Consider the following 16296-nt stretch of genomic DNA (forward strand, 5'->3'; position numbering starts at 1 on the left):
GCGAGGTTTGCCATCGATATCTTATTACTCAAGGAGGAGTGACGGCATGAAAACTGACATCGCCACTGTGGTCTCTACCGGCAGGGTAGCGGCAGTGATTGAGCCGAATCGTACTGACCTGTGTTCGCTGCCGGTGGCAAAAATTCGCAATGTCTCGCTCCCCTCGCCAGGTGACGAGCAAAACCGGCAACGCATGGCTGCCTGCCTGCAACCGCTGAATCCGCGCCCCGAATCCGCGCTTCCGGGCGAAAGTGAAGCCGATCAATTCTTCGATGCCCTGGCTGACCAGCCATGGATGATACCGGCTCAACGGCAGTGGCCATCATTAAGCAGCCTGGCATCACAAGTCCGGGACGCCATCCATTATCAGCTTCATATCTTCAGCCAGACCACCTTTGCTTACGACCTGCTGCATGTGATCCACCCCGATCTCAGTAAACTGCTGGCCGCCGTGCTGGTCTGTAGCGGCCGGGGGAAAGATATTGTCTGCCAGGCAAGTCTGATGGCCGGACTGCAACTGATCAATAAACTTATCTATATTGCCGCCGGTGCGACGTCCACCGCGGCGATGCTGTCCAGTCTGCCAGAGCTGTTGATCGTCTGGCTGCAAAGACATCAGGTCTCATTGCCGGAAAGTCTGTTGAAGAGCCTGTACGCGCTGCTCTCCAGCGGACTGGCCATCTGCGCATACCATGATATTGCGCAGCCCACCTTGCTGGTAGAGCTGCACGCCAGCGTTATTGCGCCGCTGAAGCAGTTGTGCAACGAGACGGGCGTCAGCGACATCGTGGTCAGCGGCGTGACACTGATCCTCGGTTTGTATTGCATGCTGCGCCTTGTGGGCGGGCTGCAGGTCAGACTGCCAGCAGCAAATATGCTCACCCACGGCATCAGGATCATTGAGGGTCTCTGCAGGCTGTCTGCTACCAGTGAGGATTTTCAGCGCCTGTATAAACGACAACAACAGCGGCAACAGATAAAGACATGGTACGAGCAAACATATCGCAAAGAGTATGAGGAGGATAAAGCCAGCAAAGCGTTAAACCGGGCAGTGATTCGTTGTCTGCCCAAAGAGGTGCTGCTAAACCGCGTGGAGCGACAGACACACGATAATCCTGACAGCGCAGATTTATATCGCGCCTGTCAGCAGATGGAGCAACAAATTTTATCCGGGCAGCTGGCAATCTGTCCTGCAGCAGACAGAAGCGTGGTGCCACGGATGTCCGGCAATCGCGCCGCAGCGCCAGCAGCAAACGCTGGCAGCGCGCAGGCCAGTTCGTCATCAGAGGGGGCGGCCACCCCTTTTCTTCTCCCCGCAGCGGTACTGGCTGGCGCATCGGTACCGAACCACTGGTGGCCTAGCCGGACACATATAGCGCTGGCGGCAACAGGGCTTACTCTGGCGGTAGGGTCGCTGTATATGGGTCATCGCCTGGCGCGCCCGCAGAAATCATCGGCGGCGGAGGTTAATCCGTTGCAGACCACGCGCAATATCTGTTTCAACACAACTAATAATATCAGGCAACTTCTGCAGTCAGATAAAAGCGGTATATCACTGGCGGTAGAGTTATTTGACAAGCTCTTCGACTATCATGGCAATATTAATTCTACCCTCGCCGATCAATTGCTGGAAAAGGAGCAGATCACTCTCTTCACCAGCTCGCATCGTAATGAAATGAATGCCCATCTGCTAAATATATTAGCATTGCTTTTCACGCCAGGCGACCAACGCGAACCGGTAGATATCAACAGCATCCTGGTCACCCTGCAACGTAAAGTCAGCAAACTCTGGAAACCATTAACTAAAGGTAAAAGAAATAAAACTGTCAGTGAAACGCTTGATTATCTGCGGTTGCATTGCGCTAAAAAATATACCGCACTGGGTATCTACAGTCAGTCAGATATGCAAAAAATATCAGATTTTCTGTTATCTCACGTAGTATCTGACTTACTTATGCTGGAAAGAAACGGCAGAGGGGGCGAAAATTTTGCCTCTGTCGATAGTTATTACCTGTTGCTCTATATTATTAAAAAATTTCGTACCAACCAATATATCAGCAACACGGAATTTTCTACAGCGCTTAGCGAGGGGCGGGCCGAGGCCTTTGTTGGCGCTCGTTTAGTCAGCTATACCGGCTATAATTTCACCAGTGACAGGGCCTACCTTGAAGAGATCTATAAAGAAAATAATGAAAAAATACATTATTATCATCAGCAAGAGATCAAGCTGGAATCTTTGCAATTTGTCACTTTTGATGAAATTATTGAGTATGCCTATCCCGGCATTGATATCCACGCACCAAAGAACTTTAACACCCTGTTGCTCAGAATAAAAACGCAGGGGCGGATTGAGAAGGAAATCCGCATCATCGCCGGATGTAAAAGCTTTGGCGAAATCATCCGCCATATGAATGATGGCTTTACTGAGCTATACCATTTTCTGCCACGACATATACCTGAGCAATTACGTGTTTACGATCCTGGCAAAAAAACATTTAACTTAAAAAAACACCCCAACCGAAAGGAGCTATACCAGAAATTTGATCAGGCGTATGAGGAGATGGTTAAAGAGCATTGTAGCCTGTATCGTGATATTGTCGAAACCGCATTTAGTATTATGGCGGAAGAAGATGCACACTTTCTTAACCAGACTGATACGGAAATTTATGCGATAGACGTGAAAGTGAAGCGATATAAAGCATTACGTAATGCCTTCCTGCCAAATTTATTCAGAACCAAACCCAGCATCAGCAAACATATTGCCTATCATAATCGCCCTTATCATGAGCTTGGCAAAATATTTATGGGCTATAACCGACGAACCAAAAAGAAACACTTCTTTATTATTAATATTGAATCCAGCCGCATACATTTCAGACAATTCCCGGTTCGTCGATTACCGATTGATAGAAAAGAATATATCTACCACCTTGATAATGCTCTGTTGAATGAAAATTATATTTTTATGGATGAACGGCCTTTTTTTGATCCCTGCGAAGAAGTGAAAGATCCTGCAACGACCATTAAGCCATCGGACAGATTAGGCCATATTATTATGGCGTATTATCAATATTATAAGGGAAAACTTTGTGTTGCCACCCGAAACCCTGAAGAGATATTGCTATCTTATCGGGAAAGGCGTCTCGGCGATAAAAACACTTCGCCCCTGAAGGCATTAAAAGAGGAAGTAATAGCAAACCGACAAAAATTCCTGATGGATTTAAAGCAAAAATACCATAATCCTACACCAACAGAAAAGGAAAGTACCGGAGATAAACTTCCACAATTTCTGGCGTTACTTCCGTATCATAGCTGTTATGAGTTTTTTCGCGATTACCTGATTTCCCGGGAAGATGACAGGCCACCATCCGTCGCGATCCCGCTCTTCCAGGCCACTATCTGCGCCGCAGATTTTTATTGGGGGTATGGGGTAAAAAAAACACTCTCTTCACTGCTTAATGATCTTAAAAAATCCTATACTACCCGCTGGATAAAAAAAAGCGAGTTAACCCTGCTGGATAAAAAAATCATGGAATCCCTGACCCAGCCCTCTTCCTCAGGCTATGCTGACCGACTTGCGGCTGAAATTAATCAGGCCAACATCAAACTGGAAGCACTTGATAAAGAAATAACTCATTTACGTAATGAAATTCACCTCTCCATCGGTAACATTGCTTCGATTCCGGTTTTTATCGCTTTTCCTGTACTGTCCCTGAAACCTGGCGGTAATTTATTACTCGCGAGCATCCCATGGGGGATTAATATTGTTAAAAAAGAGTTAAAAAACGTTAACCGGCGTTTAAAAGAAAGCCTGGATGCTGTTCCGTGGAGTAATCCACAGTCAGCTTTGTTAGCGGGTGATAAGAGTGACATCCCGTTTCCGCCATCACAACATAATGCAACCTGCTACTCTGACACGAAGCCCTCGGATAATATTATTTTTGATATTTTTGATTTGCGCCGGACCAACGCCACACTTTACCAGCAACTTTTTTTTACCGCATTACGTGACCCTTCACCAGAACTCGTAACTGCTGCCGCCGAAAATTCAGGCTGGCTGATCGCTGATAATCATAACCAGATGGCGATGTTTATTTTTATTTCGTTAACATTTTCTGTCCGATTTTATATCAGCGCCGTATTGTCACAGCAAGATTATTATAAAAATGATGCTAACATTAATGAAGAAATGATCATTAACTACCTTGAAGATTATCTTACTCCCCCCTGCCCCCCTTGTATCAATCCTCCGTTTGCTATGCAGGCTGATCAAAGCATCCTGGTCGGCAAGTGCATTAATACGATTGAGGCGGTGCTGGAGAGCAATATTCATGGTATTGAGTTAAATTATCTTTTTATGATTCAGTATTTTCTGATGAAAGAGGATATCGCCTCACTGTTATTGGAAATGAGCGAAAACCCGGAAGAGAGGCAACATAATCTGGAGCTTATCCAGCAGAACCTCTCCTATGAGATGAAAAAGTTTGCCCTCTATGGCGCGTATCGATCTGCGACGCAACAGAAATTTCAGGCCACCGTCATTAATCAATTTCTCTCTTACAGTAAACAAGTGGCCGACAGTAATCCCGCCAATATTACCCTTTTCAGCCCGAATGTTGACACCTTCCTGAGCCGTAGTGAACACTACCGGCAGTATCACCCGGCCGCCACACTCCCTTCCCTTGCCGACTTCACCCATAACTGGCTACATGTGGCACAGGATATTAGCGATATTTATCAGTCATTCGCTCGCATTGAATACAGTGCGAAAGCCCTGGCGAATTTTCGCGTGGAACAATGGGATGCCAAAGCAGCGCAGGCCGCCTGGCTGGCCGCACTGCAGAGCTATCTGTTTCCGGAAATGCGCTACGAAAATATCATGCCGGTGTTAGCGCATGCAGCGAAGAAATTACGCCAGTCCTGGCAGCAGCGACAAGCCAATGCAGATATCCCGCCAGAAATTGTCAGTCAGGGTGTGGTTAACCCGTTATTTATCGAGGAGGTCAAAACTGCGCTGGAAAGCGGCTGCGCCCGTTATCCGGGCATGTTTTTTTGCCAGATTTATCTTTTAGAGCACGGCGACTGGTTTACCTTTCTGGCCAGCGACTTTACCTCCGATGCCCGGCACCGCGCCAGGCGCCAGCCGTATAGTGCGTCGCCCCCGTGGCCGCTGACGCCATTAGACAGTCCGAGCCTGGAAGAGAGTATTATCCTGCCGGTAAGATACCCGGCAGTTCATCTCAATAACCATACGTTGTATCAGCAGCAGCTGAACATTTTACAGAATACCTTTCGACGTGACGCGGGGCTGCCTTTTCATCAGCGCTTACAAGGTGATGTACTGGATGTTCGTCCTCTGACAAGGCGCACGGTGCTGAGTGATGCCATTGCGCTGATTAACAGTGTGATTGATACAGAGGGCAATATTGTCGACTATCAGCACCGGCTATTGAGCCACTATTTGCCGCAGCTTAGCACCCCGGATAACTATCCCGTCCTGCAGTTATTAAGTGATATGTTACAGATAGCCGCCCCTGATGCGCCGAAGCTATACCTTTTTATCCTTCATCATTTACAAAACAGGCTCGCAGCCCCCGCATTCACCCTGTCCATGTTGTGGCAGAAGCGTTTTATCGATGAGCAGGTTGCCAATATTGATCGGCAATTTTCAGCTCATCTGACAAATATTGATGCTGATACGTCACAAGCGCTGCGGCGCTATATCACCGCCACACTACGTCATCTGCTCTCTTTCTCACACTATCTCGGCAATATTGAACCCCTGCTGGCTGAAGCGCCCTTGCAGGATCTTGCCTCGCAATGGCTCTGCCTCGGTGCGATTATTGCCCGTCAGCTGAAGGTAAAAGCGACCTCCGCCGAAGAATTACTGACCCTGAGCTGGGCCGCCCAGCATGACGCCGGTCTGCTCTCCTTACAGGACACCGCCATTCAGCAAACGGCATTGCTTTGCGGGCATAGCGCATCGGATCAACGGGCGGTGGCGCAGGATGCCCTGCGGACCATGGCCCCTCATATGAAAACCGCGGCGGAAATGCATAAGCGTATCCTCTCCTGCCTCGACGCCGACCAGCTACTGGCGCTGTTCCTTAAACATCTCACTTTTGAGGCGTTATCGCCTGAACAGGCGAGCCAGCTGCGTGTACTGGTGGCAAATGTGCTGCAAAATCAGCGTGACCTGTTGCATATCGCGTTACAGCAACTTTCGCTCGACGATAAGCTGCGTCTTTCACAATTTTTGCAACAAGGGACACTGCAGGCTCGCTGGTATCTGTTTCAGCCAGCACCAGAGCAGAACAGTAAAGTCGCCGGCCTGGCCTTCGCCAGTGATAACCAGCGTGGTTTATTACTGCCACTGGCCGATCCCCAATATCTGCCACCCATCTTCCGCCAGTTAGCGCAGTCACCGTCGGATAGCGAGTTGACCCTCCTATGCTTCGGCATCAAGGAAACCCCGCACAACTTTACTGAACCCGCCAGATTAACCTTAACCGCAGATTCTCAGGCCGGAGCAGCGCCGATTCTCGACCCTGCAGCGTCGCTCTTTACATGGTTACAGTCAGAGATCGAAACGCAGTTAAGCTTGCTGACCCGCGCGCGTGATGAAATTACCTTTACGACACAGAAAGCGGCGCTGAGCCACTGGCTGAGCCAGCATCTGTTTTTCTATGAGCGGGACCAGCTGGATGATTACCCTTTTATCCAGCAGCAGACGGAGCGCATGACGCTGATAGCGGCCCATCGTGAGCTGGACAACTGGTTGCAGCCAAAACAGAGTAAGCCTGCCAATCTGACGGCGGTTACACACTTCAACCAGGCCATTACCCGCGTACTGGGCGCCAGTACCCTCTGGCCGACACTGACGATGCAATTAAGAGCGCTTATCCAGGCGCAGGGCGCAACGCCATTAGCCAGCTTGCCCGAAAACGGTTTCTGCGGTTTCTGGTGGGATCCCATTAGCGGCCTCTGCTACCTGGGCTGGATGACAGGAGAAAAACGCACACTGTACGCCAGCCTTGCCGCCAACCGCGAGACCTTATATCTGCTGCCGGATGACGCCGCCAGCGCAGCTATCTGGCCAGCATTAACCCGGTTTGACTGGCTGGTGCAAAATGTACAGGCGTTGCGCAGCGCAACCCTCTCCCCCGAGCATTTTTTTACTTATGCCATTCCACTGGCCTGGCAGCTGCAACAAGCGATGCCCGCGTTACAACCCCTGCCGGCGGGCGCTGTTCGCCACAGCACATTAACGGATATCTATACCACAGAAGATGGTGGTCACTATTTTAATCCTGGTGTGCCGCAGCGAGTGATACCGGTAATACTGACTGACTTACCCGATGGCGGTTACCGCGTTGATTTTTCCGCGCCCGATAACCAGCTTTCACCCGATCAGGCTTTTTCTCTCGATGCCCGTCAGGTTGATCCGGCGCAGGAAGGCAAGTGGATAGCCACGCCGCAGCCAGGCTGGCGATTGATCTCCGCCCCCGCCGCCAGCACCTTAATCAAACAGGGTATTCTTTCTCCCGTGGCCTATCTGCAATGGGGGGAAGACGCCAGTAACACCACCACCATGACGCCAGCCGCCAATGTTCTGCAACGCAGCGACGGCTCAATGGTGTTTATATTCAGTGAGAATAACGGCCAGCGTATCAGCTATCGCATGCTGGATGCGGAAGGCAGACTGCAATTCTCCCCCGTGATCCCCGGCCACTGGCCACTGGCGAGCACGGCAGAGCAATTTAACGCCACCCTGACGACTTTCCTTGCTCAGCAGAACACTGCTGATTACCAGGCATTACTCAATACCGATGAACGGCAGCGCCTGATGGCGCAATTGTCCACCACGCAAAGCAACAGGCAGGCGGCGATAATCAGCGCCAGCGGCATCATGAGCGTAATCCCTTTCCGTTGCAGCGAAAACCAGGAAGCCATACATGAACTGTTTGATATCAAACTGCATTTTCGTAGCCTGGGCAGAGACTTCGATCATGAGATAAAAGCCAGCCTCTCGCTGCAGGAGGTGGACACTTCACTCAGCGCGTTGTTATCTCAGCCGTTTGACTGGCGCGGATTTAACCTGTACGCCCCCCGCGAGCGGCAGCAGGCGCTAATGCTGGTGCAGGCGAAAACATTCCTGCTGCAAAAATTGCTGGATCAGCTGGAGTCAGAGGCGATTCTGCGGACAATGTCCGACACATTACGACCATGGATTAAGCAAAACCTGAATCTTCTGGCGCAGGTCGGGGCAGCGCTTAAATTTATTCAACAGCAGCCCCGGCATCAATTTAACGTGACTGAACCGGAAATACGCCTGCAACGGCAGTGCTTTGCGGAAGACTATTTATTCAGTTATTACGATTTGCAGCTGCATGTCACCGCCGATATTTTTCAGCACGCCTGGCCCTGTATCCGCGTCAGCGATGACGCGCCGCTGGCGCAACGCGACTGGCAGCCGGCACTGGATCAGCTGCATACTCTGGCAAGCGCACTGCCACAGGATAACCGGCTGCTGGAGCGGTTGTTAAGCTTACCCGCCGCCCGCTGGCGCACAGCGGAAATCTCCCGCTGTGCCGGGCAGTGGCGACAGATTTGCCATCCCATCAGCGGTTACTGGCAAACCCCGCATCAGGCCGAACAGATTATTCTGCTGCGGCCTAAGGTGTCCGCTCAGGATTTACCGCTTATCCCGCAACATTACCACTGGCCGGTGCGCCTGTTTCTTTCCGCCGGGAAAGGCGACCCGATGTCGCATCAGGTGGAGGGGATGGCGCCCGGCTGGCGGCTCAGTGCGGAGCAGCAGGAAGATTTACTGCTGACAACGCCACAGCCAGCCGGGCAGCAGGAAGGCGCTACGCGTCTGGCGGGAATCAATGCCCACCCACACAGCGCACAGACGTTTGTCGCCTGGGCGAAACTGCGGCTCTCCAGCGCCTGGGCGCTGGCGGAATTTTCCGGGCCTGCCTTTTTATCGCGTTTACAGCGCAGCATACAGCAGGTTATCCAGCACGAAAGCGCCAGCTGGAGCCAGGAAGAGGTTAACTTTTATCGCGCGGCGGATACCACTGAGTTTCTGCAGGAAAGCGCCACCGAGCAGCTGGATAAACCGCGTTATGCGCAATTTTTTCGCCAGTTATTCGACAGCGACCTGCTGGTGACACGACTGATTATGACTGACGTGGAAATGCTGTTCGCGCTTCTCTGCGACCGCTTTATCGAACAGTATCCGGCACGCGCCAGCGAGGATCTGTCACAAGCCTGGTTTCTGTTTCTGCACACGGCGGACAGCGCCACAGCGGGCAACGATCAGCAGACAATCTATCTGGTAGGGGTATAAAAAAACGGGCCAGCAGGCCCGTTTTTTATTTAACGCTTATTTAACAACGCGAAGCGCCGGACGACCACCGCGCGGAGGCGGATCATCATCAGGATTATTATCGTCATCGCTGGCGTCATCAGGACGGTCACCATCAATTACTGACATCACGGTTTCCGGTTCATCCTGCTCAGCCATAAAGCTGTTTTCACCGCCCTCTTCATACGCAGGTTCAGGCTCAAACATCGTGCCTGCACCGTTCTCACGCGCATAAATGGCCAGCACCGCATTCAGTGGTACTGTTACCTGACGCGGTACGCCACCAAAACGAGCATTAAAGCTGACTTCATCATTGCCCAGCTCAAGGTTACCGACAGCGCGCGGCGCGATATTCAGAACGATCTGTCCATCACGCGCATATTCCAGCGGCACCATTACACCAGGCAGGTTGATGTCTACGACTAAATGCGGCGTCAACTGGTTATCCAGCAGCCACTCGTAAAATGCTCGTAGCAGATAAGGACGACGTGCGGTTAGTTGCGACATTTCCATACTATCAGCCCCGGGTTTGCAGGCGCATTTCACGTTCTGGTTCCGTCAGGGAAGCCAGGAAGGAATCACGCTCAAACACGCGCGTCATATAGCCTTTCAGCTCTTTCGAACCGGTGCCGATCAGCTCAATGCCCATCTGCGGTAAACGCCACAGCAGCGGCGCCAGATAGCAGTCCACCAGACTAAATTCTTCGCTCATAAAGAATGGGGTGCGGGCGAACAGTGGTGCAATAGCCAGCAGCTCTTCACGCAGTTGTTTACGCGCTGCGTCAGCTTCCTGCGCATTGCCGTTTTCAACTTTACGCATCAGGCTGTACCAGTCCTGCTCCACACGGTGCATCATCAGACGGCTCTCGCCGCGCGCCACCGGGTAAACCGGCATTAATGGCGGATGCGGGAAACGCTCATCAAGATATTCCATGATGATGCGAGATTCATACAGCGTCAGCTCGCGATCCACCAGCGTTGGCACGGTGCGATAGGGATTGAGGTCAATCAGATCCTGCGGCAGATTATCCGTTTCAATCTGCTCGATCTCTACACTGACACCCTTTTCAGCCAGTACGATACGTACCTGATGGCTAAAGATGTCAGTCGGACCAGAAAACAGCGTCATTACCGAACGTTTGTTGGCAGCGACAGCCATGAAAACCTCCAAGTTTATCGAGAAAATTACTGCGAATAGCCAACCACGAGGCGACTAACCTGCTTAATACAACCGCCCGGCCAAAAGTTACGCCGATCCGGCATCCGCAGAGGATCAGCACCTGTAACCACCCGGCATACGGGCGCAAAGTGACAGACAGTTTACCAGATTTTAGGCAGGTTGTGGGGGCAGTGTTGTAGATTTGGCGGGAAAATGCTAGTGAGCGCTGAGATTCGACAGTTTATCTGGCATCAGCCAATAAAAAAACCCGGTGCAGGCACCGGGTTTTCGATAATTTGCTCTGTAAACAGTGCGAATTAACGTTTGGAGAACTGTGGACGACGACGTGCTTTACGCAGGCCGACTTTCTTACGTTCAACCTGACGCGCATCACGAGTAACGAAGCCTGCTTTACGCAGTTCGCCACGCAGTGACTCGTCATACTCCATCAGAGCGCGTGTGATACCGTGACGGATCGCACCAGCCTGACCAGAGATACCACCACCTTTAACAGTGATGTACAGATCAAATTTACCAACCATGTCGACCAGTTCCAGCGGCTGACGAACTACCATGCGGGCAGTTTCACGACCGAAGTACTGTTCCAGAGAACGCTGGTTAATAACGATGTTACCGCTACCCGGCTTAATAAAGACGCGAGCGGAAGAGCTTTTGCGGCGACCAGTGCCGTAGTTTTGATTCTCAGCCATTGCCTATAATCCCGATTAAATGTCCAGAACTTGCGGTTGCTGTGCCGCATGGGTGTGCTCGTTGCCCGCGTAAACTTTCAGTTTACGGTACATAGCACGACCCAGCGGGCCCTTTGGCAACATGCCTTTAACCGCGATTTCAATCACACGCTCAGGACGGCGAGCAATCATCTCTTCGAAGGTCGCTTGCTTGATACCACCGATGTGACCGGTGTGATGGTAATAAATCTTGTCAGTACGCTTGTTGCCGGTTACAGCAACTTTCTCAGCGTTCAGAACGATGATGTAATCACCAGTATCGACGTGCGGAGTATATTCCGCTTTGTGCTTACCGCGCAGACGCGAAGCCAGTTCAGTCGCCAGGCGACCTAAAGTTTTGCCCGTTGCGTCGACAACGTACCAGTCACGTTTTACGGTTTCTGGTTTAGCTGTAAAAGTTTTCATCTGAAAGCTTACCCAAATTAAGTTACACGTTGGTGAAATCCCAAACGCTTGAATAAACGGTTGAGGCTCACACGACCATCTTGACCAGCAAGCCACCCCTTCGGATAGCGTTACCGGAACACAAAAGTTTTGGGAAAAAAACCTTTGCTGTAACGTGGGGTCGCAAGATTATAGAGAAGTCGCACACAAAGCGCGACCCTTTTTTACGATTAAATCCACGACCCCGGAAGGTTTTTTCACCCGCTCAGGGTAAATGGTCAAGCCGCAGGTATTCTTCGCTCTGCATCTCCTGCAAACGCGACAAACAACGCTGGTACTCAAACTTCAGCCGTTCACCCTGATAAATCTCAAACAGCGACGTTTCCGCCGCTACCACCAGCTTGACGTGGCGCTCGTAGAATTCATCTACCAGCGCCAGAAAACGGCGAGCCTGATCTTCGGTGCGGTTGATCATCACCGGCACATTAAACAGCAGCACGCTATGAAAACGACGCGACAGTTCGATGTAGTCGTGCTGGCTACGGGCTTCGCCACACAAGGTGTGGAAATCCAGCGCCACCACCCCTTCGGCCAGACCTAACGTCGGCAGAGCGCGGTGATTGACCTCCAGTACCGGTTTATCCTCGTCGCGCGCCTGTCCGGCCAGCGCAACGAACATCCGATCCATCTCACGATCGGTCTGTTCACTGAGCGGCTGCATCCACAAATGTGCGGAGGTCAGGGTACGCAGACGGTAATCAATACCGGCATCCACGTTCATGATATCACAATGACGCTTAATCAATTCAATTGCTGGCAGAAAACGCGCGCGTTGCAGACCATTGCGATACAGATCGTCCGGCGGAATGTTGGATGTCGCCACCAGCGAGATGCCGCGGGCGAACAGCGCTTCCATTAGCGTCCCCAGCAGCATCGCATCGGTAATATCGGAAACAAAAAACTCATCAAAACAAAGGATATCGGTCTGCGCCTTAAAGCGGTCGGCGATAATCTCCAGCGGATCTGACTGCCCCTGCAGTTCGGTCAGCTCCTGATGCACCCGCAACATAAAGCGGTGAAAATGCAGACGAAGTTTGCGATCGCCAGGAATAGCCCGAAAAAACATATCCATCAGCCAGGTCTTGCCGCGGCCGACACCACCCCACATATATAAGCCGCGCACCGGCGCAATCTGGCTGTTTTTCTCCTTGCTCATCAGCCTGCTAAGCTTACCAAATAGCCCTTTACCTGGCGCTGGCGTAAGTGCCGGCGCAGCGCTTAAAGCCTGCTGCATCGCGTCTAAACGGGTAATGGCGGCGCGCTGAACATCATCGGCCTGATATTCACCGTTGTTCAGCGCCTGCTGATAGAGCGCCAGAGGAGAAGTTGTTTGCATGGTTCGATTACATTCCCTGAAAAAGAGGTCTGTCCCGCCATTGGCTGGCGAAAAAAAGGCCGTTCTACACTAAGCGATGCAGCCGCAGGATTCCACTTCGAATAGATTAGCGGGTATAGTGGCTATTATTAAGTTGAAAGGCCCTACGGAACAACGAAGACAACATGGGAGTCATGATATGACCTGGGAATACGCGCTTATTGGTTTAGTGGTTGGTATTTTTATCGGCGCGGTGGCAATGCGTTTTGGTAACAAGAAGTTGCGTGAGCAGCGTAGCATGCAGTATGAGCTGGAAAAAACCAAGGCCGAACTGGCCGACTATCGTGATGAACTGACTAATCACTTCGCGCAGAGTGCCGAGTTGCTCGACAATATGGCGCGTGATTATCGTCAGCTTTATCAGCATATGGCGAAAGGTTCGAACGACCTGTTGCCAAATCTGCCGGGTGAAAAGAACCCGTTTGCTTATCAGTTAACTGAAGCAGAAGCGGATAACGATCAGGTTCCGGTGCAGATGCCGCGTGATTACTCCGAAGGCGCATCTGGCCTGTTGCGCGGCGAACGCGCTAAACGCGATTAATTGATTTTCCGGGCGCTTCAGGCGCCCTTTTAGCGTGAAAGCGCCGAACCCTTTGCCGAATCATCTGTCACAATTTGCAGTCCTCACACTCTTTTAACTCCCATTTTTTTGCAGCGAGAGCGTCGTAACGATGAAGAAAAAATCATTACTGTTTAGCGCATTAGCCCTGAGTATTGGCCTGAATTTAACTGTCGCACCGCAAGCCATGGCGGCGTTGCCGGCGCAGATTCAGGGACAATCGCTGCCGAGCCTGGCGCCAATGCTGGAAAAAGTGTTGCCAGCGGTGGTCAGCGTACATGTTGAAGGCACCCAGGTGCAGACTCAGGATATTCCCGAGCCACTGAAGCGCTTCTTCGGCCAGGAAGGAGGAGGTGATAGTCAGCCGCAGCCGTTTGAGGGTCTTGGCTCCGGGGTGATTATCAATGCTGAGAAAGGCTATGTGCTCACCAATAATCATGTGGTGAATGGCGCGGATAAAATCAGCGTGCAGCTAAGTGATGGCAACGAATATGACGCCAAACTGATCGGCCATGATGAACAGACCGATATTGCGCTGATTCAGATTAGCGGCGCAAAAAATCTGACGCAGGTGAAAATCGCCGACTCCGACCAGCTGAAAGTGGGCGATTTTGCCGTAGCGATTGGCAACCCGTTTGGTCTGGGACAAACCGCCACCTCCGGGATCATCTCGGCGCTGGGCCGTAGCGGACTGAACCTGGAGGGGCTGGAAAACTTTATCCAGACCGATGCCGCCATTAACCGCGGTAATTCCGGCGGCGCGCTGGTCAATCTGAATGGTGAGCTGATTGGTATTAATACCGCGATTCTGGCGTCAAGCGGCGGCAATATCGGTATCGGCTTTGCCATCCCGGCCAATATGGCAATGAATCTGGCGCAGCAACTGATTGAGTTTGGGGAAGTGAAGCGCGGTCAGTTAGGGATTAAAGGTACCGAAATGACTGCCGAAATGGCCAAAGCCTTTAATGTTGATGCCCAGCGCGGCGCCTTTGTCAGCGAAGTACTGCCGAAATCGGCGGCGGCCAGCGCCGGAATTAAAGCGGGCGATATCATTGTCTCCATTGATGATAAGCCGATCACCAGCTTTGCTGAGCTGCGTGTGAAGATTGGCACCACCGCACCGGGCAAAGAGGTCAAACTTGGCCTGCTGCGCGACGGTAAGCCGGTTGCGGTCACCGTTAAGCTGGAAAACAGCACGCAGAGCACCGCCAGCGCCGCGCAGCTGTCACCGGCGTTGCAGGGCGCTACGCTCAGTGACGGTCAGCTGAAAGACGGTACTAAAGGGGTGAAAGTCGATGCGATCGCTAAATCAACTCCTGCGGAGCAGGTCGGTTTGCATAAAGATGATGTCATTATCGGCATCAACCGTAACCCGATCCACAACCTTGCTGAGCTGCGTAAAGCGCTGGAAGCCAAGCCACCACTGATAGCGCTGAATGTGGTGCGCGCCGGCGAAAGCATCTATCTGCTGCTGCGTTAAGGTTATTGTCAGTACGACGCGGACACACAACTCTGTGTGTGTCCGCGTAACTCATGTTATTCTTCTTTTTGTTCATTCCTGGCTAACTTAACACCATGTTTCCTAAACTTTTGCGTTCGGTGATCCTTGGCCTGATCGTTGCGGGTATTTTATTAGCAGCGATGCCAGCGCTGAGACTTAGCAGTAATCTGATTTCCGCGCAGGATGACAGCGCCGATGAGACGCCCGTGAGTTATAACCGCGGCGTGCGCCGCGCGGTGCCTGCCGTGGTCAACGTCTACAACCGTGGCGCCAGCAATGGCGCACAAAATGGGGGTGTCACCACCCTCGGTTCCGGCGTGATTATGAACGCAAAAGGCTATATTCTGACCAACCGGCACGTAATTAATAATGCTGACCAGATTATTGTCGCTTTGCAGGATGGCCGTTTTTTTGAAGCGATGCTGGTCGGCTCGGATAGCCTGACCGACCTTGCAGTGCTAAAAATTACCGCCTCCAACCTGCCGGTCATCACCATCAATCCGAAACGGCTCGCCCACGTTGGCGATATCGTTATGGCGATTGGCAATCCTTATAACCTCGGTCAGACCGTGACGCAGGGGATTATCAGCGCCACCGGCCGTGTCGGCCTCAGCCCTTCAGGTCGCCAGAACTTCCTGCAGACCGATGCCTCGATCAACCATGGTAATTCCGGCGGCGCGCTGATTAACTCGCTGGGCGAGCTGATGGGCATCAATACCCTCTCCTTTGATAAAAGCAATGATGGCGAAACGCCGGAAGGTATTGGCTTTGCCATTCCTACTGCGCTGGCCAGCAAAATCATGGATAAGCTGATTCGTGACGGACGTGTGATTCGTGGCTATATCGGCATTACCGGACGTGAAGTGCCGCCGCTACATGGTCAGGGTGCGGGTATTGACCGTATTCAGGGCATAGTGGTCAGTGAAGTGGCGCCTGGCGGACCGGCAGCCAAGGCGGGCATTGAGGTTAACGATGTGATAACCAGCGTTAATGATAAAGCGGCGGTTTCTGCTCAGGAAACCATGGATCAGGTGGCAGAGATTCGCCCGGGTTCGGTGATTGAAGTGCAGGTGATCCGCAATGATCAGAAACTGACGTTGCCGGTAACCATCCTCGAATATCCGCAGCAGAATTAA

The 16296-nt window shown here is 51.8% G+C and carries 9 protein-coding genes; 4 read left to right on the forward strand and 5 right to left on the reverse strand.

Annotation, left to right across the window (positions count from 1 at the left end; genetic code table 11):
• Positions 1–46 precede the first annotated feature (46 nt).
• Positions 47–9355, forward strand: coding sequence for a hypothetical protein (locus J2125_RS08595; RefSeq protein ID WP_017801475.1), 9309 nt, complete (start codon positions 47–49; stop codon positions 9353–9355).
• Positions 9356–9391: 36 nt separating this feature from the next.
• Here the strand turns inward: J2125_RS08595 and sspB are convergent, their stop codons facing one another.
• From sspB to zapE, 5 genes are all read right to left on the reverse strand, one after another.
• Positions 9392–9886, reverse strand: coding sequence for a ClpXP protease specificity-enhancing factor (gene sspB / locus J2125_RS08600; RefSeq protein WP_017801476.1), 495 nt, complete (start codon positions 9884–9886; stop codon positions 9392–9394).
• A gap of 4 nt (positions 9887–9890) precedes the next feature.
• Complete coding sequence (gene sspA / locus J2125_RS08605; RefSeq protein ID WP_017801477.1) at positions 9891–10532, reverse strand: stringent starvation protein SspA; 642 nt, start codon at positions 10530–10532, stop codon at positions 9891–9893.
• Positions 10533–10849: 317 nt separating this feature from the next.
• Positions 10850–11242, reverse strand: coding sequence for a 30S ribosomal protein S9 (gene rpsI / locus J2125_RS08610; RefSeq protein WP_017801478.1), 393 nt, complete (start codon positions 11240–11242; stop codon positions 10850–10852).
• Positions 11243–11257: 15 nt separating this feature from the next.
• A complete protein-coding gene (rplM, locus tag J2125_RS08615) occupies positions 11258–11686 on the reverse strand; it encodes a 50S ribosomal protein L13 (protein WP_017801479.1) in 429 nt (142 codons plus the stop codon).
• Between the two features lie 244 nt (positions 11687–11930).
• Complete coding sequence (zapE, locus tag J2125_RS08620; RefSeq protein ID WP_017801480.1) at positions 11931–13061, reverse strand: cell division protein ZapE; 1131 nt, start codon at positions 13059–13061, stop codon at positions 11931–11933.
• 178 nt (positions 13062–13239) lie between these two features.
• Here zapE and zapG point away from each other — a divergent pair, with 178 nt between their 5' ends.
• The 3 genes from zapG to degS all read left to right on the forward strand — a co-directional run bounded on the left by zapG (position 13240) and on the right by degS (position 16296).
• Positions 13240–13641, forward strand: a complete 402-nt coding sequence (gene zapG / locus J2125_RS08625) for a Z-ring associated protein ZapG (protein ID WP_017801481.1) — start codon at positions 13240–13242, stop codon at positions 13639–13641.
• Positions 13642–13771: 130 nt separating this feature from the next.
• Entirely contained in the window at positions 13772–15139 is a 1368-nt protein-coding gene (gene degQ / locus J2125_RS08630) for a serine endoprotease DegQ (protein ID WP_017801482.1), read from the forward strand.
• A 95-nt stretch (positions 15140–15234) separates the two neighbouring features.
• The gene (degS, locus tag J2125_RS08635) at positions 15235–16296 is read left to right on the forward strand and encodes an outer membrane-stress sensor serine endopeptidase DegS (protein WP_017801483.1); all 1062 of its coding nucleotides are present in this window, start codon (positions 15235–15237) and stop codon (positions 16294–16296) included.

Origin of the sequence: Winslowiella toletana (assembly GCF_017875465.1) — a bacterium.
GTDB classification, from domain to species: domain Bacteria; phylum Pseudomonadota; class Gammaproteobacteria; order Enterobacterales; family Enterobacteriaceae; genus Erwinia; species Erwinia toletana.